General features: G+C 43.3%; 17 protein-coding genes. 11 read left to right on the forward strand and 6 right to left on the reverse strand.

Translation table 11 applies throughout. The annotated features are described in order from the left end of the window. Positions 1 to 285 (forward strand): hypothetical protein (locus tag H6G08_RS37215; RefSeq protein ID WP_206758298.1); only part of this gene is annotated, 285 nt, incomplete at its 5' end. Between the two features lie 412 nt (positions 286 to 697). On the opposite strand, the gene rppA is transcribed toward H6G08_RS37215, so the two are convergent. Further along, positions 698 to 1,390 carry a two-component system response regulator RppA gene (gene rppA / locus H6G08_RS19780; RefSeq protein ID WP_190546004.1) on the reverse strand — a complete coding sequence of 231 codons (693 nt, stop codon included), beginning with the start codon at positions 1,388 to 1,390 and terminating at the stop codon, positions 698 to 700. A 270-nt stretch (positions 1,391 to 1,660) separates the two neighbouring features. On the opposite strand from rppA, the gene hisG reads away from it, so the two are divergent. The 5 genes from hisG (at position 1,661) to H6G08_RS19805 (ending at position 5,147) form a co-directional block, all read left to right on the forward strand. After that, entirely contained in the window at positions 1,661 to 2,308 is a 648-nt protein-coding gene (hisG, locus tag H6G08_RS19785; protein WP_190546006.1) for an ATP phosphoribosyltransferase, read from the forward strand. Positions 2,309 to 2,418: 110 nt separating this feature from the next. Next, entirely contained in the window at positions 2,419 to 3,768 is a 1,350-nt protein-coding gene (locus H6G08_RS19790) for a glutamine synthetase family protein (protein WP_190546008.1), read from the forward strand. 322 nt (positions 3,769 to 4,090) lie between these two features. Beyond that, complete coding sequence (locus H6G08_RS19795; RefSeq protein WP_190546010.1) at positions 4,091 to 4,240, forward strand: hypothetical protein; 150 nt, start codon at positions 4,091 to 4,093, stop codon at positions 4,238 to 4,240. A 176-nt stretch (positions 4,241 to 4,416) separates the two neighbouring features. Beyond that, positions 4,417 to 4,857 carry a hypothetical protein gene (locus H6G08_RS19800; protein WP_190546012.1) on the forward strand — a complete coding sequence of 147 codons (441 nt, stop codon included), beginning with the start codon at positions 4,417 to 4,419 and terminating at the stop codon, positions 4,855 to 4,857. After that, the gene (locus H6G08_RS19805) at positions 4,854 to 5,147 is read left to right on the forward strand and encodes a Mo-dependent nitrogenase C-terminal domain-containing protein (RefSeq protein WP_190546013.1); all 294 of its coding nucleotides are present in this window, start codon (positions 4,854 to 4,856) and stop codon (positions 5,145 to 5,147) included. Before H6G08_RS19800 ends, H6G08_RS19805 begins: the two co-directional genes overlap by 4 nt. Before the next feature lie 295 nt (positions 5,148 to 5,442). On the opposite strand, the gene H6G08_RS19810 is transcribed toward H6G08_RS19805, so the two are convergent. Then, positions 5,443 to 5,655 (reverse strand): hypothetical protein, encoded by a 213-nt coding sequence (locus H6G08_RS19810; protein WP_190546015.1) that lies wholly within the window; start codon positions 5,653 to 5,655, stop codon positions 5,443 to 5,445. A 431-nt stretch (positions 5,656 to 6,086) separates the two neighbouring features. Here H6G08_RS19810 and gyrA point away from each other — a divergent pair, with 431 nt between their 5' ends. The 4 genes from gyrA to H6G08_RS19830 all read left to right on the forward strand — a co-directional run bounded on the left by gyrA (position 6,087) and on the right by H6G08_RS19830 (position 11,650). Continuing rightward, complete coding sequence (gene gyrA / locus H6G08_RS19815; RefSeq protein ID WP_190546017.1) at positions 6,087 to 8,687, forward strand: DNA topoisomerase (ATP-hydrolyzing) subunit A; 2,601 nt, start codon at positions 6,087 to 6,089, stop codon at positions 8,685 to 8,687. Between the two features lie 80 nt (positions 8,688 to 8,767). Then, positions 8,768 to 8,905 carry a hypothetical protein gene (locus H6G08_RS19820; RefSeq protein ID WP_190546019.1) on the forward strand — a complete coding sequence of 46 codons (138 nt, stop codon included), beginning with the start codon at positions 8,768 to 8,770 and terminating at the stop codon, positions 8,903 to 8,905. A gap of 459 nt (positions 8,906 to 9,364) precedes the next feature. After that, the gene (lnt, locus tag H6G08_RS19825; RefSeq protein ID WP_190546021.1) at positions 9,365 to 10,936 is read left to right on the forward strand and encodes an apolipoprotein N-acyltransferase; all 1,572 of its coding nucleotides are present in this window, start codon (positions 9,365 to 9,367) and stop codon (positions 10,934 to 10,936) included. Positions 10,937 to 11,314: 378 nt separating this feature from the next. Continuing rightward, a complete protein-coding gene (locus tag H6G08_RS19830) occupies positions 11,315 to 11,650 on the forward strand; it encodes a DUF4870 domain-containing protein (RefSeq protein ID WP_190546022.1) in 336 nt (111 codons plus the stop codon). A 68-nt stretch (positions 11,651 to 11,718) separates the two neighbouring features. On the opposite strand, the gene H6G08_RS19835 is transcribed toward H6G08_RS19830, so the two are convergent. The 4 genes from H6G08_RS19835 to glyS all read right to left on the reverse strand — a co-directional run bounded on the left by H6G08_RS19835 (position 11,719) and on the right by glyS (position 20,194). Next, positions 11,719 to 15,183: a CHAT domain-containing tetratricopeptide repeat protein gene (locus H6G08_RS19835; protein WP_190546024.1), complete on the reverse strand. Its 3,465-nt coding sequence runs from the start codon at positions 15,181 to 15,183 to the stop codon at positions 11,719 to 11,721. Between the two features lie 805 nt (positions 15,184 to 15,988). Next, on the reverse strand, positions 15,989 to 16,237 hold the full coding sequence (locus H6G08_RS19840; RefSeq protein WP_190546026.1) for a hypothetical protein: 249 nt from the start codon (positions 16,235 to 16,237) through the stop codon (positions 15,989 to 15,991). Between the two features lie 344 nt (positions 16,238 to 16,581). Beyond that, positions 16,582 to 17,955: a UDP-N-acetylmuramoyl-L-alanine--D-glutamate ligase gene (gene murD / locus H6G08_RS19845; protein WP_190546028.1), complete on the reverse strand. Its 1,374-nt coding sequence runs from the start codon at positions 17,953 to 17,955 to the stop codon at positions 16,582 to 16,584. Between the two features lie 88 nt (positions 17,956 to 18,043). Further along, entirely contained in the window at positions 18,044 to 20,194 is a 2,151-nt protein-coding gene (glyS, locus tag H6G08_RS19850; RefSeq protein WP_190546030.1) for a glycine--tRNA ligase subunit beta, read from the reverse strand. A gap of 153 nt (positions 20,195 to 20,347) precedes the next feature. Between glyS and H6G08_RS19855 the strand changes: the two genes are divergently transcribed. Beyond that, complete coding sequence (locus H6G08_RS19855) at positions 20,348 to 21,418, forward strand: WD40 repeat domain-containing protein (RefSeq protein ID WP_190546032.1); 1,071 nt, start codon at positions 20,348 to 20,350, stop codon at positions 21,416 to 21,418. Positions 21,419 to 21,483 lie beyond the last annotated feature (65 nt).

Below are 21,483 nucleotides of genomic sequence, written 5' to 3' on the forward strand. Positions count from 1 at the left end.
GGGGCAGGGGGCAGGGGGCAGGGGGAGGAGAGAAAAATTGGATTAAATAAGTTGGATAATTGTTTGTTTGATTGGAATCAACACAACATTGATTGCAATAAATACAACATTGATTGCAATCAACACAACATTGATTGCGATAAATACAACATTGACTGCAATCAACACAACATTGATTGCGATAAATACAACATTGATTGCAATCAACACAACATTGATTGCGATAAATACAACGTTGATTGCAATCTTTACGACAACCTAAGGAGTCGTGTAGAAATAAGTTGAACAATTTAATATTTGTAGTGCGGGCATCTTGCCAGCCTTTGACTATGGGCGGGCGAGACGCTCACCCCACAATAAATAGTTGTATATTTTTTTATTTGGAAGTATCTCGTTTCCAGCCTCCGGCTGGAAATGCGTATTGCGAGGCTCTGCCTCGTCTTCTGAATAAATTGAGGCAGAGCCTCAGGATCATCGCTCCCACGCAGAGCATGGGAGCCAGTTAGCATAAGGGTTTCACGTTAAGTTGACACCAATGGCGAGACGCCCACCCCACAATAAATAGTTGTATATTTTTTTATTTGGAAGTCCCTTAATGCCTAAGCTGGGAAAATGTTGGGTTTCGCTGGCGCTCTACCCAACCTACAATTATCTATGACTTAATTTTGAATTTTGAATTTTGAATTTTGAATTGGTATTACTCGCCTGTAATAACACCAAAGCGATAACCTTTACCATAAACGGTGTGAATTAGTTGCGTTTCGCCTGTAACCTCAATTTTTCGCCGCAAAAGCCGAATTAAGGCGGCAATTACGTTACTGCTTGGTTGTTCTTCATCTGTCCAGAGATTTTCCATAATCTGGGCGTGAGTTAATAATTGTCCGCTATGTTCCATAAAATATTGCAGCAATTGACTTTCTTTTTGCGATAGTTCAATTACTCGTTCTTGACGATAAGCTATTTGATTGTCAATATCTAATTCTAAATCGGCGACGATTAAACGTCCTGTAGGATTACTGTATGTCTCAGCGCCAGCACGACGCAACAAGGCGCGGACTCTAGCGAGTAATTCCCGCAATTCAAAGGGTTTGACTAAATAATCGTCTGCACCTGCATCTAAACCTTCAACTCTGTCATCTAAAGTATCTTTAGCGGTGAGAAACAATACAGGTGTGGTTTTACCTTGGCGGCGTAATTCTTGACAAATTTCTAAGCCTGTCTTTCCTGGCATCATCCAATCTAAGATTAACAGGTCATAATTGCCTGTTTGCGCCAGATTACTACCATTGATGCCTTCATCAGCCGCATCTACAATATAGCCCTCACGGGATAAGACGCGACTCAAGGGGCCAGTTAATTCAATTTCGTCATCAACTAATAAAATTTTCATAACTAGGGCGCGTAACGAAAATACTGACAAGGGTTGTCATTAGTCATTTGTCATTAGTCATTTGTCATTTGTCAATGGTAAGGGTTTACGAAACCCGGATATGGTGGGCAATGCTCACTCTACTGTCTTTAATTTTGAATTTTGAATTTTGAATTTTGAATTGATTCATGACTATATTTTTGTTATTTAAACTCAATAATGCTTGTGGTGAGCATATCGAGATATTCTCAATAATGAACCGCCGATATGCCAAGGATACCAAAAACGATAATGTTGACTGTTGCATTGCCAAAAGGGGAACTACTGAAAAATAGCATCCGCCTACTGCAAGCTGTAGGATTGGATTTTAGCGCTTTTTTAGACTCAGGAAACCGCCAACTTCAAATTGTTGACGCTAGCGGAAAAGCGAAAGGATTATTAGTGCGGGGTCAGGATGTGCCGGTTTATGTTGAATATGGTCAAGCACAAATAGGTATAATCGGTTACGATGTGCTGCGGGAGAAACAGCCCCAGGTGGCACATTTGGTAGATTTGCATTTTGGAGGTTGTAGGATGTCTGTAGCTGTGAAAGCATCCAGCCCTTACAAATCACCTTTAGATTTACCCGCACATGGTCGAGTAGCTTCTAAGTATGTTAACTGTGCCCGTGAATATTTTCAAAGTTTGGATTTACCTGTAGAAATTGTGCCGCTTTACGGTTCTGTGGAACTAGGGCCGATTACGGGAATGTCAGAGGCGATTGTGGATATAGTTTCTACAGGACGGACTTTAAAAGAAAACGGTTTGGTAGAAATTACAACTTTGTATGAAAGTACAGCGCGGTTGATTGCTCACCCGTTGAGTTATCGCCTGAATACAGGTAATTTACATCAATTAGTGGAAGATATGCGATCGCATGTTTTGTCTGCGGTTAGCTAGGGGCTAGGGGAAGGGGGACAAGGGGGACAAGGGGGACAAGGAGGACAAGGAGGATAATTGTACAGACGCGATTCATCGCGTCTCTAACAAATGACTATTGACTAAAAGCTATGAGTGGACAATATACGTTTAAAAAGATTAAGAAATCTCTTCAGGAAGCTGGTGTAAAGTTTGTCCGGATTCTGTGGTGCGATAATGCCAATGTGATTCGCGGTAAGGCTGTTCATGTGGAGATGTTGTCTCACTATTTTGAGCATGGTGTAGGCATATCTGCTGGGGAACAGGGGATACCTGTCATGTATGATGCGATCGCGCCTGATAGTGGTGTAGCGCCAGTAGGGGAGATTCGCTTAGTACCCGATTGGGCTAGTCTGACGCCTTTGCCTTATGCTCCCGGTCATGCCCGCGTTTTAGGAAATATGATACTTGATGGGCAACCTTGGGCTTTTTGTCCGCGAAATTTCTTAATCCAAATGCTAGAGGCGGCGAAAAATCAAGGTTTGGAAATTCAAGCGGCTTTTGAAAATGAATTTTATCTATTAAAACATACAGATACGGGCATTGCGCCGACAGACTCGACAGTATTTGGGGCGACGCAATCAATGGATATTAATCGAGAAGTAATTGATGGTATAGCTGATGCCTTAATCGCTCAGGGAATTCCCGTAGAACAGTATTACCCGGAATCAGGCCCCGGTCAACAAGAAATTTCTATACGCTACACTGATGCTTTAGAAGCCGCTAACTGGCAAATTGCTTTTAGAGAAACTGTCAGAGCGATCGCGCGTCAACATCATCTTACAGCTTCTTTTTTACCAAAAATCTTTCCTGATGATGCCAGTAGCGGTTGTCACATCCACCTCAGCTTGTGGCGCGATGGCAAAAATTTGCTACCGGATACTCAAGGTGTCTGCGGTGTTTCCCAAATAGGTAGAGCATTTATTGCTGGTATTTTAGAGCATTTACCAGCACTGATGGCATTAACCACCCCTAGTGTTAACTCATACCGTCGCATCCGTCCTCATACTTGGAGTGGTGCTTTTCGTTGTTGGGGATTAGATAACCGGGAAGCATCTGTGAGAGTTCCTAGCGATGCGGGTTTGAGTAGTTCGAGTCATTTTGAGGTAAAAACCGTAGATGCATCAGCTAATCCTTTCTTAGCCTTAGGCGCAGTCATCGCGGCGGGATTAGATGGCGTACAGCGAGGTTTAGAACCACCAAATCCAGTGACAGAAGATCCGGGAAACTTATCTATTGAACAACGTACAGCAAATGGTATCGATCCCTTACCGACAAATTTAGGAGATGCGATCGCGCACCTGAAACAGAATAATGTATTATTAACTGCCTTAAATCCCCAGTTAGCACAAGCTTTTGTTGCAGTTCGTCAAGCCGAATGGCAAGCAATGAAAGATTGGGAATTAGATGCAGAAGTCAAGCTGTTATTAGAAAGATATTAGCGTAGGGAGGGAACAGGGAACAGGAAACAGGGAAGAAGGAATCAAAGTTTACTGAGTTTTATTTCAAAAATCAAATAGGAATCCTATAGTTGATTGTAAGGGCATGGCAGTGCGTTGCTGGTTTCCAGTGTTGTGCAAACTGCCGTCATGGGAAAGAACATAATACCATTTTGAAAAAAGAACGCGACAGATGGGTAGGGGCACGGCACCAGTAAGATATTTGATATGCCAAAAGATTGTGGATGCCGTGCCCCTACAAAGAATTTATCTGTCGCAAACATTATTTAAATTGGTATAACCAATGCCCAATGCCCAATGCCCAATGCCCCAAGCGGCGGGGCGCGCACCCTTTGCACCCACGGAGCGGAGTTTCCCGCCGCTTTCAATGAAAGCTGCAAGGCTTCTAGCCTTGTCATTACCAACATTTTTGCAAAGATTGGGTGGAAAAATCGATTTCCAGAAAATTGGCTAATTTCTTTTCATCTCCACAATTTCTGCATTTTTGAGTTTTACAGTTAAAACCAAGTAGGAAACCACCAACTTGATAACACCTAAATCCAGGGTGGAGTTCAAATTCACCTCCACCTTACTTCCTCCCCTTAAACGAGTTGGTTAGATTGATTTGCTGTAACTCATTGGTGCAATTGTATGCAAGACTTAGAACTATTTCACTTCCATCTTGAAAGAGCAATCTACATCTTAAATTTCAAAGATCAAAAATTGGCAGAATGTTGGGTAACTCAGTTACATAGCAGCATGGGTTTGCAATATACAGAGTCTTTTTTAACAGCAGCAGTCCTCGAATTATCTCTTACTAATCTTGATACATTTCATTGGGTTTTAGATAATTTATCTGGTTGGAAGCCCTACGCTAATTTGTTAGCAGAAGTTACCAGATTTGTCCTCAAAAAACTCATTCAAAAAGGCTTTATTCCTAGCCAAGACTTTAGTTTTGATGCGGAAGGTAAAATTCTCCTTCATGAAAGTACAAAAGCTATCGTCATGGAAAATACTTCCGAGTCCGATAGACTCTTAATCGAAAAAGTTGTAGTCACTCCTGCTCAAGTTCTTTCACTCGCCACAAAATGATGTCTACCAAATCTGCTTCACTTAATTGGCTTCAGCTTCCCCTACAAGCAATCCGCCGCCATCTGGAATCCTTGAAAATAAATAATTCTCGATTCGCACACTTCATCTGTTCCCTCATTCCCGCCAGTTGTCCCTTTGAGCGAGAAATTAAATTTGGCGATCGCACTTTAGTTTACATTCCGCCTCTATGTAAACTCAATCCTTTCTACGAACAGTTTGTTGAACTCCGTTTCAAAGCTTTAAGTTATTTAGCAGATGAATGCGGTGAAGATGTGACTATCTACTGCTAATACCAATTCAAAATTCAAAATTCAAAATTCAAAATTAAGAAATCCATATTTTACCAGGGTTTTTGAATTTGGCTCTGTTTGCTGATTTTAGTGAATTGGTGTAACAGGTTTCCCTAATAATATTCTATTTAGTCGCCAATTCTTTTGTGCGCCAAATTAAAGAAGGATAAAAGGCTGTGAATTGATTTATTCGGTGGCAACATTAATTCAATATAGCGGATTTATCCATTTGTTCTTCAATGGGCGGATTTTAGATTTATCCAACTAGCTGACAATGCTTTAGTAAATCGAATTACTATTCCTGTAAACTTTTCCAGAAATTGTGCTTGTCAGCAATATGTTTAGCAATTTGTGCCTGATTTAAAGGTATAACTGTCGTCCCAGGACGAATTGGTTGTAATAGAGAATTTAAGCTGCAAGATGTGGTACTAGCTTTTCGATAGACGCAACCAAAACTGATCCCTGGTATGCGAAAATAGTCACCAATGTGTAATTGTTGGAATCTCATGGGAGCTTAAACCTATGAAGATAATATTTGCTAATAATTTAGATATTTATCTAATATTTGCTCGGACATGTCTATAGTTTAGTCAAGATAATTCTGTTGCCAAGGGTCTGATTTAATATCTCTGTGTAGCTATAACGCCTGCTGTATAATCGTTAGCTTATTTTTGGCGGTGAATTTTGAATTCCTTATATTTGACAAGCTCTTTAGTTAGATGCGCTTAACTCTCGGCTAAAACCCTCTCCAGTACAGTCATTGACCGTTTTCTTTTTTAGCTGCTTTTTAGCCCTGGGACTTACCTCTCCCGACAAGAAAAAACAAGATGTGCTAGAATTGTACCAGAATATAGCAATTATTCAAGAGTAAATTAGAATAATTTTGCATTTTGTCAACTATTAGGGCTAAAATCTGCGATTTTTGGAGTTATTTAGGTTATGACAACCTCACAGGAGAGGATTATCCCGACAGATCTGCGGAACGAAATGTCCCGGTCTTATCTGGAATACGCCATGAGTGTGATTGTGGGTCGGGCGCTGCCAGATGCCAGGGATGGTCTGAAACCTGTGCATCGTCGCATCCTCTACGCAATGCACGAGCTAGGTTTAACGCACGATCGCCCGTTCCGCAAATGCGCCCGTGTGGTTGGGGAAGTTCTCGGTAAATATCACCCCCACGGCGACACAGCAGTATATGACGCCTTGGTGCGGATGGCGCAGGATTTTTCCATGCGATCGCCCTTAATCAACGGTCATGGTAACTTCGGTTCCGTCGATAACGATCCCCCAGCAGCAATGCGATACACAGAATGTCGCTTGCAGGCGTTAACAGGCACCGCCTTACTTCATGATATCGAATCGGAAACCGTTGATTTCATCGATAACTTCGATGGTTCCCAACAAGAACCCACCGTTCTCCCCGCCAGAATTCCCCAGTTACTCCTCAATGGTTCTTCTGGGATTGCTGTGGGGATGGCGACGAACATTCCCCCGCACAACTTAGGCGAATTGATTGATGGATTAGTCGCCCTGATTCACAATCCAGAAATCACCAATCAGCAGTTAATGCAGTACATCCCCGGCCCCGACTTCCCTACCGGGGCGCAAGTTTTGGGGACGGGGGCGATTAAAGAAGCTTACACCACCGGGCGCGGTTCCATTACCATGCGCGGCGTAGCGAATATTGAAACCGTTGAACAAAGGGGAAGGCCGGAACGAGAAGCAATTATCATCACCGAATTGCCTTATCAAACCAACAAAGCCGCATTAATTGAGAAAATTGCCGAGTTGGTAAACGATAAACGCATTGAGGGAATTGCAGATATTCGCGATGAAAGCGATCGCGATGGGATGCGCATCGTCATCGAACTCAAGCGCGATGCCTACCCCAGAGTAGTTTTAAATAACCTTTACAAGCAAACCCCACTGCAAGCCAACTTTGGGGCGAATATGCTAGCTTTGGTGAACGGGGAACCCCAAACCCTCACACTCAAGCAATTTTTAGAAGTCTTCCTCGATTTCCGCATCGAATCGATTAATCGCCGCACCCGCTACGAACTGCGCAAAGCTGAAGAACGCGACCACATTTTACAAGGTTTATTAATTGCGCTGTCACATTTAGACGCCATTATTAACCTAATTCGTCATGCTTCCGATGCACCCACAGCCAAAGGCGAACTCATCACCACCTACGGACTCTCAGAAGTCCAAGCCGACGCGATTTTACAAATGCAACTGCGGCGGTTAACAGCCCTAGAAGCAGATAAAATTCGTCAAGAACACGAAGATTTACAAGCGCAAATTGCCGATTTGCGGGATATTTTGGCAAGAAGGGAACGAGTTCTGGCAATTATTGAAGAAGAAGTTACCCACATCAAAACCAGCTTCGCCACCCCCCGACGCACGGTAATTACCCATGCAGAAGGTGAAATTGATGACCTTGACTTGATAGCTAACGAAAAAGTTCTGATTTTACTCACAGAGCAAGGTTACATCAAACGGATGCCCGTTAGCACCTTTGAAGCCCAAAGCCGCGCCACCAGAGGAAAAGCCGCCGCCAAAGTTAAAGATGATGACACCATTGAACATTTCTTAACTTGCTGCGATCACGATAGCGTTTTATTCTTTAGCGATCGCGGTGTCGTCTACTGCTTAAAAACTTATCAAATTCCCGTGGGTTCCCGTACCAGTCGCGGTACGCCTATTGTGCAGTTGCTACCCATTCCCAAGGAAGAGAAAATTACCTCCATTGTCCCCGTCGATGAATTTACCAGTGAAGAATACTTGGTAATGCTCACCAAAGGCGGCAATATTAAGAAAACCGAACTCGCAGCCTTTAGTAACATTCGCGCCAACGGTTTAATTGCGATTTCCTTAGAAGAAGGCGATCAACTACGCTGGGTACGACGCGCCAGAGTAGAAGATAGCGTCATCGTCGGTTCCCGTCACGGTATGGCAATACACTTTAGATGTAACCACGAACAACTGCGTCCTTTAGGTAGGGCGACTCGTGGTGTCAAATCCATGAAACTCAAAGCCGGTGATGAATTAGTGGGGATGGATATACTCCCCGCAGCAGTTCTCGATACCTTCAGTACAGACACAGAAGTCGAAACCGATATTGAAGAAATCGTGGAAATCGAAGACACCGACAACGAAGAAGCCGCAGAAGTGACAACCAACGGTATTAGCGGCCCTTGGGTGTTAGTAATTACAATGGGTGGATATGGTAAGCGCGTCCCAGTTGCTCAATTCCGCTTGCAAAACCGTGCCGGTCAAGGTTTAATGGCTACCAAATTCAAAAACCGCAAAACCAAAGACCAACTAGCCACCTTGCAAATCGTCAACAGCGACGATGAAATCATGATGGTCACCAATCGCGGTATTATAATTCGGCAAGCCGTGAATGCAATTTCCGTCCAATCGCGATCGGCTACAGGCGTCAGAGTACAGCGTTTAGACGAAGATGACGCCATCACCGGAGTAGCCATAGTTCCTCCTGATACAGGCGATACAGGCGAATTAGAAGAGGCAGAATAAAAAACTCCACCCACAAGGGGATGAAGTTTTTGGGCATGGGGAATAGGGCATAGGGCATAGCAAAGAGTTACCAATGCCCAATGCCCAATGCCCCAAGTCGGCGGGCAGCTATCCCTCTCCACCCACAAGAGGATGGAGTTTCCCGCCGACTTCTGATAAACCTAATCAAATCAATAGGTGAGCTATCAAACCGCTTGGATGGTGTAGCAGCAAGGTAAACTTCATGCTGAACAACTACCAAGCGGTAATTATTTATTCATTAATACCAATTACAGCAGTTTTCACCTATTTGAACCACATCTGTGGTAGGGGCACGGCATCGAAAATCTTGTGGTACATACAATAATTTTACTGGTGCCGTGCCCCTACAGCGTGGTCTATTGACCTGAAAATTGCTGTAAAAAAAGAATGCAGCAGATTGTAGGGGCATGGCAATGCCATGCCCTCTAGAATATATTAGTGTGCCGCAAACACTATTATTTCTAAATTTTGAATTGGTATTCAGCTATGGGAATTGATGAAATACTTAAGAAATTAGAGCCGCTAATCCAGATGTACCTTGGCAGCAAATAGCGGGTTTAAGATTATTCAAAGGTAAATTTAAATCGAATTTGGGGTGTGATAGAGCAAAATTTGCCTCAACTCAAAACAACTGTTGAAGCTATTTTGCAAGACTTATGAATTATCAAATAAAAAAGCTATTTTCATCTGTTAGCCTTTACATTTTATCCCTCATCAGTGGGGTATTAATGGGGCTGACTGTAGCCCCTGTAGGTGCATGGTTCCTCGCATGGATAGCCCTCGCGCCCCTGTGGGTATTAATTGTCAAACATAACCAGGAATTAGCAGTTAAAAGGCGAAAATTTCTCCTTTTACCTTTATTTTGGGGTATTGGCTATCACGGATTAGCTTTATTCTGGATTACTGGTATACACCCAATGGATTGGCTAGGCGTCCCTTGGTTAGCGAGTTTAGCAATTACCAGTTTTTGTTTGACATTCGTTACCCTTTGGGGTGCAGCAATAGTAGTTACTTGGGCTGCTTTAATGGTGCGTTTCGCCACACAGAAGCCGCTTTTACGAGTGCTAATTGGTACAGCTATTTGGTGTGCCTTAGAAGGAATTTGGAGTGCAGGCGCTTTGTGGTGGAGTTCCCTTTCATACACCCAAAGCCCGTATAATTTAGTAATTTTACACCTCGGTCAACTCGCCGGGCCGAGTACCATAACCGCCGCCATCGTTGCCTTTAATGGCTTAATAGCGGAAACCTGGATTAAATACAAAATCTCCTCTGTGTCCTCCGCGCCTCTGCGGTTCATTAATAAATACTCTGCACTAGCGATCGCATTATTTATCAGCCTACACCTAATCGGTTTTAGCTTATACAACATTCCTCTCAGCAAAACTCCAGAACAAGCCTTAAAAATAGGCATTGTGCAAGGTAACATTCCCAACATTATTAAACTTAAACCAGAAGGATTACAAAGAGCGATCGCAGGTTACACCAATGGATATTTAACTTTAGCAGATCAAGGAGTCGATGCCGTCCTCACCCCAGAAGGAGCCTTACCATTTTTCCAGCGTAACTTAAGCCGAACCCCCATCATCGATGCAATCAAAGAAAAAGGCGTAGTTGCGTGGATTGGCGCATTTGGGGAACGGGGGCGCAGTTACACCAATAGCTTATTTACCTACACAGCTAAAGGTGAAGCCTTGAGCCGCTACGACAAAACCAAACTAGTACCCTTAGGCGAATATATCCCCTTTGAGGCGATTTTAGGACAAATCATTCAACGCCTCTCACCCCTAGACGAACATCAAGTACCCGGTTCGCCAAATCAAGTATTTGATACCCCATTTGGGCGGGTAATTGCTGGTATTTGTTATGATTCAGCTTTTTCTTATCTCTTCCGCCAACAAGCCGCCGCCGGGGGACAATTTATTCTCAGTTCCTCCAACGATGCCCATTATACAGCCGCCATGCCCTACCAACACCATGCACAGGATATCATGCGGGCGATAGAAACTGATAGATGGTCAGTGCGGGCGACAAATACCGGATATTCAGGTTTTATCGACCCCCACGGTAAAACTTTGTGGATATCTGAATATAATACTTATCAAATTCACGCCGAAACCATCTATCCCAGACAGACACAAACCTTATATGTGCGTTGGGGAGATTGGTTAACACCCTTGTTATTGGTTTTGAGTTTATTGGGCTGGTTGGGGTTAGGGGTTAGGGGTTAGCAATGCAAAATATATGAGGTGTTTACCTCGCTCCCATGCTCTGCGTGGGAGCGACGATCGTGAGGCTCCGCCTCAATTTATCAGCTTTCGAGGCGGAGCCTCACAATACGCATTTCCAGCCGGAGGCTGGAAACGAGATAAAGGCTTGTAGGATAAGCGTTTGAGCTTAAGTTGGCAAGTATGGGCAATGCCATGCCCTCTAGAATATATTGATGTGCCGCAAACATGATTTAAATTGCTATGAGTTTACCTCATCTGCCCTGTATCCAATTTAAATTGGTATGAAATGGTATGAGGAATTATGTTTAGAGAGTGATGGCGATCGCAATTTGGAACAATAAAATCAAAGGGTGAACCGAATGACAGGGATTGTAATTCATGGAAGACTTTCCACAACGCAAGCTGCTATCAGCCCTCAGTCATGGAGCGATATTTTTTAGCTCGACAATTGTTTCTATTGGCATACCCATCGCCATTTTGTTGATCAGCAACGACCCCATTGTCAAAGATAATGCCAGAGAATCCCTAAATTTTCATATTAATCTTTACATTTACGGAATTATCTTTGGCTTGCTAGTTCTCGTCGGCATTGGCATTGTTTTATTAGCTGGGTTATGGGTAGTCAGTATAATTATGCCAATTATTGCGATCGCCCAAATTTTAGGCGATCGCAATCTCTCCTACCGCTACCCCCTAATCTTCCGCCTCATTTAAAAAAAACACCCCCCTATCCCCCTTGTCCTCCTTGTCCCCCTCCCCCTGCCCCCTGCCCCCCTGCCTCCTCACCTCCACTCCCCCTGCAACGTAAACGCCGCCCATTCATAGGGACTGCGCCCCTCTTGCCATAACTTCAACTGCGCTGCACGTAACGCCTCAGCAGGCTTTTTATTTTGCTGTAACATCTGCTTGTAAAACTCCTGCATTAAGATTGACGTACCCTCATCGCTAACTTGCCACAGCGATACCGCTACCCTTGCTGCACCCGCATACATTAAGCCGCGTGTCAAGCCTACCAATCCCTCACCATTAATATTTTTACCTAACCCAGTTTCGCAAGCACTCAAGACAATTAACTCTGCGGGGTAATCTTGGTTAAACAAATCTGCTAACCGCAAGTAACCGCTAATGGCTTTACCTTGTTGATTAACTAAAGACAGTACAATGCCTGATAACGCTGGTTGGTCTTGATTGACAAAGCCGTGAGTAGCAAAATGTAAAATACGGAATTGATTTAAAGCTTTACTTGTTGCCCAATTGTAGTTAGCATCAAAATTTAAAGCTTCTAAACTGCTTTCTGTGGGGATGAGTTTTAAAATTTCCTTGGCTTCCGTGGCGGTATTGACGAGCCTTTGCCAACCATTGCGGTTTAAACTTCTGGCGGAACGTTCTAAAGCGGAACGTTCGAGTTCTAATTCTAAATTTGATTGAAATTTATCTGATTTTGTTGATGTGGCTTTTAATCGCGGATCGTCAACGCTGTATACTGGGTCAGCGAGGATAGCTAAAGCTTTAGATGCAGGTTGACGGTTAGCGAGTTGTTGACGTTGAAAGGCTATGCTTGATGCCGAAGGTAGACTAACAATTTCATGGTTAGCTAATAGGGGTTGATAATTCCAATTTTGTTGTTCAATTGAGTAACAGGGACGAAAAATACTCCGATTAGAACAGTCATTATCTTTTGGTGTTTCTGTTGCAGGTTTTGGCGTGGTGGAACTTTGGGGAGCATTTAAATCAGCCAACGCTGCAAAGGGAATATATTGTAAAGCACCATCAGCGACAATGACTAAGCGTTTTTTACCGAGTTTATCTTTTACAGGTGAGAGAATTAATTGCGTGAGTTCTTGAGCAGCGATATTAATTTGCTGAGTTTTGAGATTAGCGCAAGGATTTTCTTTATCTGTTGCAGAAGGGGGTTTATAGCGGTTATCGCTAATTAAACAAAATAAATTGATGGCGCTTTTTTCGATATCTTGTTGTTTAGGAAGTTCGTAAGTATCGAGGGAATTTGAACTTACCACCCACAAAAAGCTGCGTTCTTCTCCTAAGGAATATTGTAAAAGTATGGTGTCTTGATCTAGTTGTTGTTGAATTTGCGGTAATTTGAGAATATCTTTGTCTGGATCTGGGTTTTTTAATTTCGCGTATGCTGGGTTAGAAGTACGAATTTTTGCTTGAATTTCTTGGTATTGGTTGAGGAGATTTTCTATTTGTGTAGTCAGTTTTGCAATTGCGGTTTTGGTAATGGGATCGTTTTTATTGGCTGAATTTTGTAAATTTATGCGCAGGGTATCTTTAGCATCAATTTGCTGACGTAAATTTTGTTCTTTTGCTAATAATTTTGGGTTTGCGCCTTTAATAATTTTGGCGTTGGCTTCGTTTAATAATTCGATGAGGCTGCGGGCGCGGGAACGTTCGCTGTAGTGTAGGGCTAATGCGTCGTATCCTTGTGATGGGGATTTTTTGTGCAGTTCCATCAGCAAGTCGATGTAGAATTTGTACACACCTTGCTGGGTGGCGAAGTAAGATGTGCGAAGTTCTTTGCTGTCGATTTTGGTACGTAAGTCTTCGATAATTTTGATAGCTGCTTCTACGTTAGTGCGGGCGGCTTGGAGATTTCCGCGATCGCGTTCTAGACTGGCGATATTACCAAGGGTAGTAGCTTCCTGTGCTTTATAGTCCACTTGCTGACTCAAAGACAAAGCCACATTGTAGAATTTGAGTGCCTGCTGTTTATCTCCTAATTCATCGTAGACAGTGCCAATATTGTTAAAAGTAGTAGCTTCGCCTGCTTTATCACCTACTTCTTTTCTCAAAGACAAAGCCAAATTGTAGAATTTGAGTGCTTGCTGTTTATCTCCTAATTCATCGTAGACAGTGCCAATATTGTTAAAAGTAGTAGCTTCGCCTGCTTTATCACCTACTTCTTTCCTTAAAGGCAGAGCCAAGTTGTAGAATTTTAGAGCCTGTTGTTTATTTCCTAATGAATTGTAGACACTGCCAATATTGCTGAGAGTAGTAGCTTCGCCTGCTTTATCACCTACTTCTTTTCTCAAAGGCAGAGCTAAGTTATAGAAATTAAGAGCCTGCTGTCTATCCCCTAATAAGTGGTAGACACTGCCAATATTGCTGAGAGTAGTAGCTTCGCCTGCTTTATCACCTACTTCCTTTCTCAAAGCCAAAGCTAAGTTATAGAAATTAAGAGCCTGCTGTCTATCCCCTAATAAGTTGTAGGCACTGCCAATATTGTTGAGAGTAGTAGCTTCGCCTGCTTTATCACCTACTTCTTTTCTCAAAGCCAAAGCCAAATTGTAGAATTTGAAAGCCTGTTGTTTGTCTCCTAATTCATGGTAGACACTACCAATATTGTTGAGAGTGGTAGCTTCGCCTACTTTATCACCTACTTCTTTTCTCAAAGCCAAAGCCAAATTATAGAATTTGAAAGCCTGCTGCTTATCTCCTAAATCATTGTAGACCGTGCCAATCTGGTCGAGAGTAGTGGCCTCCCCTGCTTTATCTTCCACTTCTTTTCTCAGAGCTAGTGCCAAATTCAAGAATTTAAGAGCTTGCTGTTTGTCTCCTAAATCATTGTAAACACTACCAATATTGCTGAGAGTAGTAGCTTCTTGTGCTTTATCCTCCACTTGTTGACTCAAAGACAAAGCCAAATTGTAGAATTGGAGTGCCTGCTGCTTGTCTCCCAAATTATCGTAGACTAAACCAATATTGTTGAGGGTAATAGCTTCCCCTGCTTTATCAGCCACTTCTTTTCTCAAAACCAGTGCCAAGTTCAAAAATTTAAGAGCCTGCTGCCTGTCTCCTAAATCGTTGTAAACACTGCCAATATTGTTCAGTATAGTAGCTTCCCCTGCTTTATTATCCATTGCCCTAATCAAAGGCAAAGCAAATTTTAAGAATTTGAGGGCTTCGTGTTTGTTTCCTAAATCGTTATAAACACTACCAATACCAACTAGTGTAAAAATTTCCCATTCCTTATTCCCTGCTTTCCGCCACAATACCAAGGCTTGTTGCCATTTTTCTATCGCCTGTCGCAGTGATTCGGCTGTACCTTGTTGGTAAAGTATATACCCCTCTTCAGTTGCTTTTATCGCTGCGGCGCGGGTTGCATCTTGCTGTGTTGTGGTTGGTTGTTGGGCGATTTGCGTCTGTTTAAATGTGGCTTTTGCTCCCACTGACTCGGATAATAAAACAACACTCAGCAAGCAGGTTAAAGTGTAAAGCTTAAGCATAATTCGTAATTCGTAATTCGTAATTTGTAATTTGTAGGGGCGGGTTTATTTGGATCATCGTTAATCAGCAAGGATATCTGTAAACCCGCCCCTACCGTATTTGTAATCGGGAGGTAGACAAGTTATCCAGGCGTTTGGGTGTGAATCTGTGTCTGGATTGGGGATAATTAGGATTATTAAGTTATTTTCAGAATATATACTGAGCTAGATGGGATTTAGTTTAAAGCTTGGGTGAATATTGGCTGAGGCTGGTTTCAGTTTTGGCAACAAATGCAAAATATATTGTCTGCTCATGGGTGTTTTTCCTCGCTTTTTTCATATATATCTTTGGTGGGCGAGGACTTATGTAATTTTTGCGTTGTGATGCAGATACAGGGTATTGCGCGTAAATCATGGATGCGGGTGGGGGGCATGGCATTGCCCATACGTGTCAACTTAAGCTCAAAAGCCTTCTCTATCTCGTTAACTGGCTCCCATGCTCTGCGTGGGAGCGATGATCCTGAGGCTCTGCCTCAATTTATTCAGAAGACGAGGCGGAGCCTCGCAATACGCATTTCCAGCCGGAGGCTGGAAACGAGATAGAGAAAAGTTTTGAGCTTAACTGGCTCCCATGCTCTGCGTGGGAGCGATGATCCTGAGGCTCTGCCTCAATTTATTCAGAAAACGAGGCGGAGCCTCGCAATACGCATTTCCAGCCGGAGGCTGGAAACGAGATAGAGAAAAGTTTTGAGCTTAAGTTGACACGTATGGGCAGTGCCAGTGCCCCTACCATGTGTGGCATTCTTTTTTAAAATTGGTATGGCAATCAAAGGCACTTTGCTCTAAATAACAAATTCTTGAAGTCGTTTTGATTGGCTTCAATGTTGCGTTGATTGTCTTCAATGTTGCGTTGATTGTCTTCAATGTTGCGTTGATTGCAATCAATGTTGCGTTGATTCGCGTCAATGTTGTGTTGATTGGCTTCAATGTTGTGTTGATTGTCTTCAATGTTGTGTTGATTGTCTTCAATGTTGTGTTGATTGCAATCGATATCGAGGTGTGATGTGTCAGACAAGGGACTCCGCACCGATTGGATTAAGGTGCGATCGCATTATGGTTTTTGGCGCTAACTGAACTGTATTGATTTTTAGCTTACAGCTATTTTCAGGTAAATAGACCACGCTGTAGGGGCACGGCATCAGTAAAATTATTGTATGTACCAAAAGATTGTTGGTGCCGTGCCCCTACGATAGATGTGGTTCAAATAGGTGAAAACTGCTGTAAGTTGACACCAATGAGCAATACCCCGCTCCTACAATTGTATTGTCGGGCGATGGGATGGATTCTCTAGGCGATCGCATTTTCACACGATCCAAAATGATAATTTATACCAAATTGTTGGGGCGCGCTCACCCGGCTCTAACGATTACCTACCCAATCTAAACAAAGCTGACGGAAATGTTCGCCGCGTACTTCAAAGTTAGGATATTGGTCAAAACTAGCACAAGCGGGAGAGAGTAAAATTACCGAAGCTTGATATTTCTGCGCTAATTCTGCCGATTTGGGGACGGCATTTTCCATTGTTTCGACAATTTCGTAATTATCATAACCTACTTCTTGCAACCTTTTGGCAAAGGCTGGGGCGGCGTTACCTATTAATAGCACGGCGGCGGCTTGGGCTTGAATTTTGGCTAACCAGCCTGTATCATCCCCGGCTTTGGCTTCACCACCGGCAATCAAAATTGCGGGACTTTGCACAGATGCTAAACCCACTTCGGCGGCGTCGTAGTTGGTGGCTTTGCTGTCGTTGATAAAATCAATTCCTTCCCAAGTGCAGATATATTCTAAGCGATGGGGAACGCCGGGAAATTCACTCACGGCGCGAGAAATTGCTTCAATTTCGATTTCTCCTAACCGCGCAGCTGCAACAGCCATGAGGAGGTTTTGCTGGTTATGTTCTCCTACCATGCGCAAGGCGGAGACTTCAACAATTGCTTGGGGTGTGGCGGTGGCGGTTAATTTCTCGAATACCCAGCCATCTTGAATGTAAAAGCCTTTATCGCTGATGAGGTGTTCTTTACCTTTAACGCTTGTCCAATAGGCATCAGTCCATTGACTTAAGCCGACTTTGTTTAAGTAGGCATCATCACCATTAAATACTTGCAATTGGGAATTTTGCAAGAGCTTGGCTTTGATGTTGTAGTAATTTTCTAAAGTTTTGTGACGGCTGAGGTGATCTGGGGTGAATGTTGTCCAGACGCCAATGCGGGGCGCTAGGGTAACGGAAGATTCAATTTGATAACTGCTAATTTCGCCAATTACCCAATCTGGTAGTTTTTCTGCTAAAGCTACTTCACAGGCTGCGTAGCCAATGTTACCGCAGGCGGGAGCGTCTAAGCCAGCAGCTTGAAAAATGGCGGCGATTAAAGCTGTGGTGGTAGTTTTACCATTTGTACCGGTAATACCTACCCAAGGTTTAGTTTGCAAATATCGCCAAGCCAGTTCCATTTCCCCGATAGTTTCAATACTTAATTCTCTGGCTTTGATTAATACCGGAATATCCCAGGGAACACCAGGACTAACAACTATTAATTGCGGTAAATCGACATCATTTAATTCTAGGGAATGCCCTAGTTTTACTGTGATGTTTTCTGTAGCAAGTTCTTGTTGTTGTTTAAGGAGGGTTTCGGAGGTGTTGCGATCGTTTAGCTCCACCTCCCAGCCTTCCCTTTGCAACAATCTCGCCGCAGCAATCCCGGATTTTCCTAATCCAATGATAGAGGCTCTAGGCATAGATTGTGTATAGCACCGTTCCCTGGTTAAGCATTAATAATGGTAGCGTTTCTGAGCAAAAATTACACCTAGTTTTTGTTGATTTGGGCTACAAATTTTTGACGATCGCACCAAAGTCAGCTAAAACACGGGCGTGATTGCGCAGCAGTCCTAACAAATTTAACCGATTGCGCTTAATTGCTGGATCGGAATCCATCACTAAAACACTATCTGCACCATCAAAAAAGCTACTCACAGTAGGAGCAATTTCGCCTAAGGCTGTGACTAACAGTTGATAATTGCGCGATCGCGCGGCGGCTTGTGTTTGCGGCACTAATTCGACTAAGGCTTTGTAAAAAGCTGCTTCGGAAGACTTTTGGAAGAGTTCCTCACGCACTAAGGATGTGGGGTCTAATTGTTGTGTATCTAAATCTCCTTGCGCCGCTAAACGTGTGGAACGGTTAACAGTTTCATAGATGGTATCTAAAGTACCATCACGACGAATTTGTTGCAGGTATAAAGCGCGATCGCGGACATCTAATAAATCCTGTAATGCCCGTTCGGTATATTCGGGGTCATTCTCGCCTAAAACTGCATTGACTAAGTCGTAATCAATCTGTTTTTCTTCTTGCAATAAGGTACGGATACGCTGTAAGAAAAATTCTCGCAAATTGGCGATTAATTGGGTTTTATCTTTGTCATATTTAGCAACAAAATCTGTGGTGATTTGCTCTAGTAAATCAGCTAAATTTATGCCTAAATTTGCTGCCCAGGTAATATTAATTACCGCATTTGCTGCTCGCCGTAAAGCAAAGGGATCGGAGGAACCGCTAGGAATTAAACCTAAGCCAAAAATACTGACTAAAGTATCTAATCTATCGGCTAAACCGACAATTTGCCCGGTAAGAGTTGCAGGTAAAATATCATCGGCTCCCCTGGGTAAATAATGCTCAAAAATCGCTTTGGCAACTTCTGGCGTTTCTCCACTAGCTAACGCATACTTTTCGCCTATTACTCCCTGTAACTCGGGGAATTCATACACCATTTGGGTTACTAGGTCAGCTTTACAGAGTAAGGCGGCTCTTTGGATATGTTGGCTTTGATTTTCTGGTAATTGTAGCTGGCTGGCGATTTGGGCGGCGATTTTAACAATGCGTTCTACCTTCAGCCGCAGGGAACCTAAATCTTCTTGAAAAGTGACTTTTTCTAACTGTGGTAAAAAGCTTTCTAAGGGCTTGGCTAAATCAGTTTTGTAGAAAAATTGCCCATCAGCTAGTCTGGCTCTGATTACCCTTTCATTACCTACCGCAATAATATCGGCTTTGCTGGGATCGCCGTTAGAAATTGTAATGAAGTTAGGTAATAATGCTTGATGCTTTTCATCCTGGAAAACCGGGAAATAACGCTGGTGACTGACCATGACAGTGGTAATCACCTCAGTAGGTAAGTTCAAAAATTCGGCTTCAAAGTTACCAACAACTGTTGAGGGATACTCGACTAAGTTCGTAACTTCCGCTAATAAATCCGGGTAAATTTCCGTAGTTCCACTTAAATTAGCGGCTGATACCTGCACTTGTTCTTGAATCGTTTTCGCGCGTTCCTCGGCATTAACTACCACAGAAGCCAAGCGAAGCGTGGTAACATAATCTGTAGCTTGGGAAATTGTGACCGTTTCCGGATGCAAGACACGATGACCGCGAGAAATGCGATCGCTCTTCACCACCTTAGAAGCATTTACCAACTCAATCGGCAATACCGCCGCATCCAACAACGCCACCAGCCAGCGAATCGGGCGCGAAAATCGCACATCTCCATCACCCCAGCGCATTAATCGCTTACCTTCTAACCCTAAAATCCATTGAGGAACCAGTTCTGTTAAGATTTCCGCTACCGGTCGTCCGGGAATACTTTTGTTGACAAAGACAAAATCCCCTTTATCTGTAGGGCGAATTTGTAGCGCGGCGATTTCCACACCTTGCTTTTTCGCAAAACCCAAAGCTGCGGGTGTGGGTTGTCCATCTTTAAAAGCAGCTTGGGCGGGAGGGCCTTTAATTTCCTCTTCCCTATCTGGTTGCTGGGAAGGTAAACCCTTGATTAATACCGCCAATCGCCGGGGAGTACCGTAAACTTCCACAGCATCGCTAGTTAAACTATTTGTAACCAAACTTTGCGGAATTAGCGATCGCCATTGTGCCAACGCCCCACCGAGAAAACCTGCGGGTAGTTCTTCTGTACCAACTTCTAATAAAAAATTCGGCATAGGACATTCTTTTGCAAAACAGCCAGTTTCAACAGTTTACCTTGCCTATTATGCCGAAGGATTGAGATAGAAAAGAACCAGGGAAAGTACTTTTCCGATTTGTGTGGGTAGTCTGATGAAGTCTATGTACACTAATTGATTTACTTAGCTAAGATGAAACCGCAAACCATAATCTGGAAAGCTATTACAGCCGCAACGTTAAGCTTATTTACTGCTTATACTGCGATTAATTTAACTCCAGTCACCGCTAATCCTACCTCCAAAACCCAGTCACAAAATCCCGTTATCCGGACATTATCAGGACATACCGCACCAATTCGCGCGATCGCTCTGAGTCCAGATGGGCAAATCTTAGCTAGTGGGGGGGATGACGAAACAATCAAGCTATGGAACCTCAAAACAGGCGCATTACTCGCGACATTAACGGGAAATTCCGGTAGAGTTCAGTCTTTAGCAATCAGCCCAGATGGGCAGATTTTAGCCAGCACCAGTTGGGAGAAAACAATTAAGCTGTGGAACCTGAAAACAGGTAAGTTAATTCGGACTTTGAACGGACATACAAATCAGGTAGCATCCGTTGTCATCAGCCCCGATGGTAAAATCTTAGCTTCCAGCAGTCACGACAAAACAATTAAACTGTGGAACCTGAAGACTGGACAAGTAATTCGCAGCTTAAAACCGGGAAAAGTCGCCACCGCCATAGTCATTAGTCCCAACAACAAAACCTTGTTTACTGGTAACGAAGATGCGACCATTCAATCATGGAATCTCAGCACAGGTAGATTAAAGCGTACCTTAACCCCACCTAAGCCAGTCAATCCTTTCTACGATCAACAAAGAGCATCCGGTGTCATGTCTCTAGCTATCAGCCCTGATGGAGAAACCCTGATTAATGGCGGTTACGATGACACCCATCAATCATTACAACAAACTGATGGTAGAAACGTTAAGGTGTGGAACGTCAAAACCGGGAAATTAATTCATAACTTCACTGTGGGGATTGGTAGCGTTGACGCTATTGTTATTAGTCCAGATAATAAAACCTTTGCCACTGGTGGATTATCCCATACCATTCAGTTATGGAACCTAAAGACAGGGAAATTAGTTAATGAGCTAAAAAGCCATGCAGGCGGAGTTTACGCTTTAGCCTTAAGCAGAGATGGCAAAACTCTCATCAGTGGTAGCGGTGACAAATCAATTAAAATTTGGCAACTTTCCCCTTAAAAGACTTGCGAATAAAAACCGAACAATTGTAGAGACGCGATGAATCGCGTCTTTGCCCATGCCCA

Origin of the sequence: Calothrix anomala FACHB-343, from assembly GCF_014696435.1 — a bacterium.
Classification (GTDB): domain Bacteria; phylum Cyanobacteriota; class Cyanobacteriia; order Cyanobacteriales; family Nostocaceae; genus Aulosira; species Aulosira anomala_A.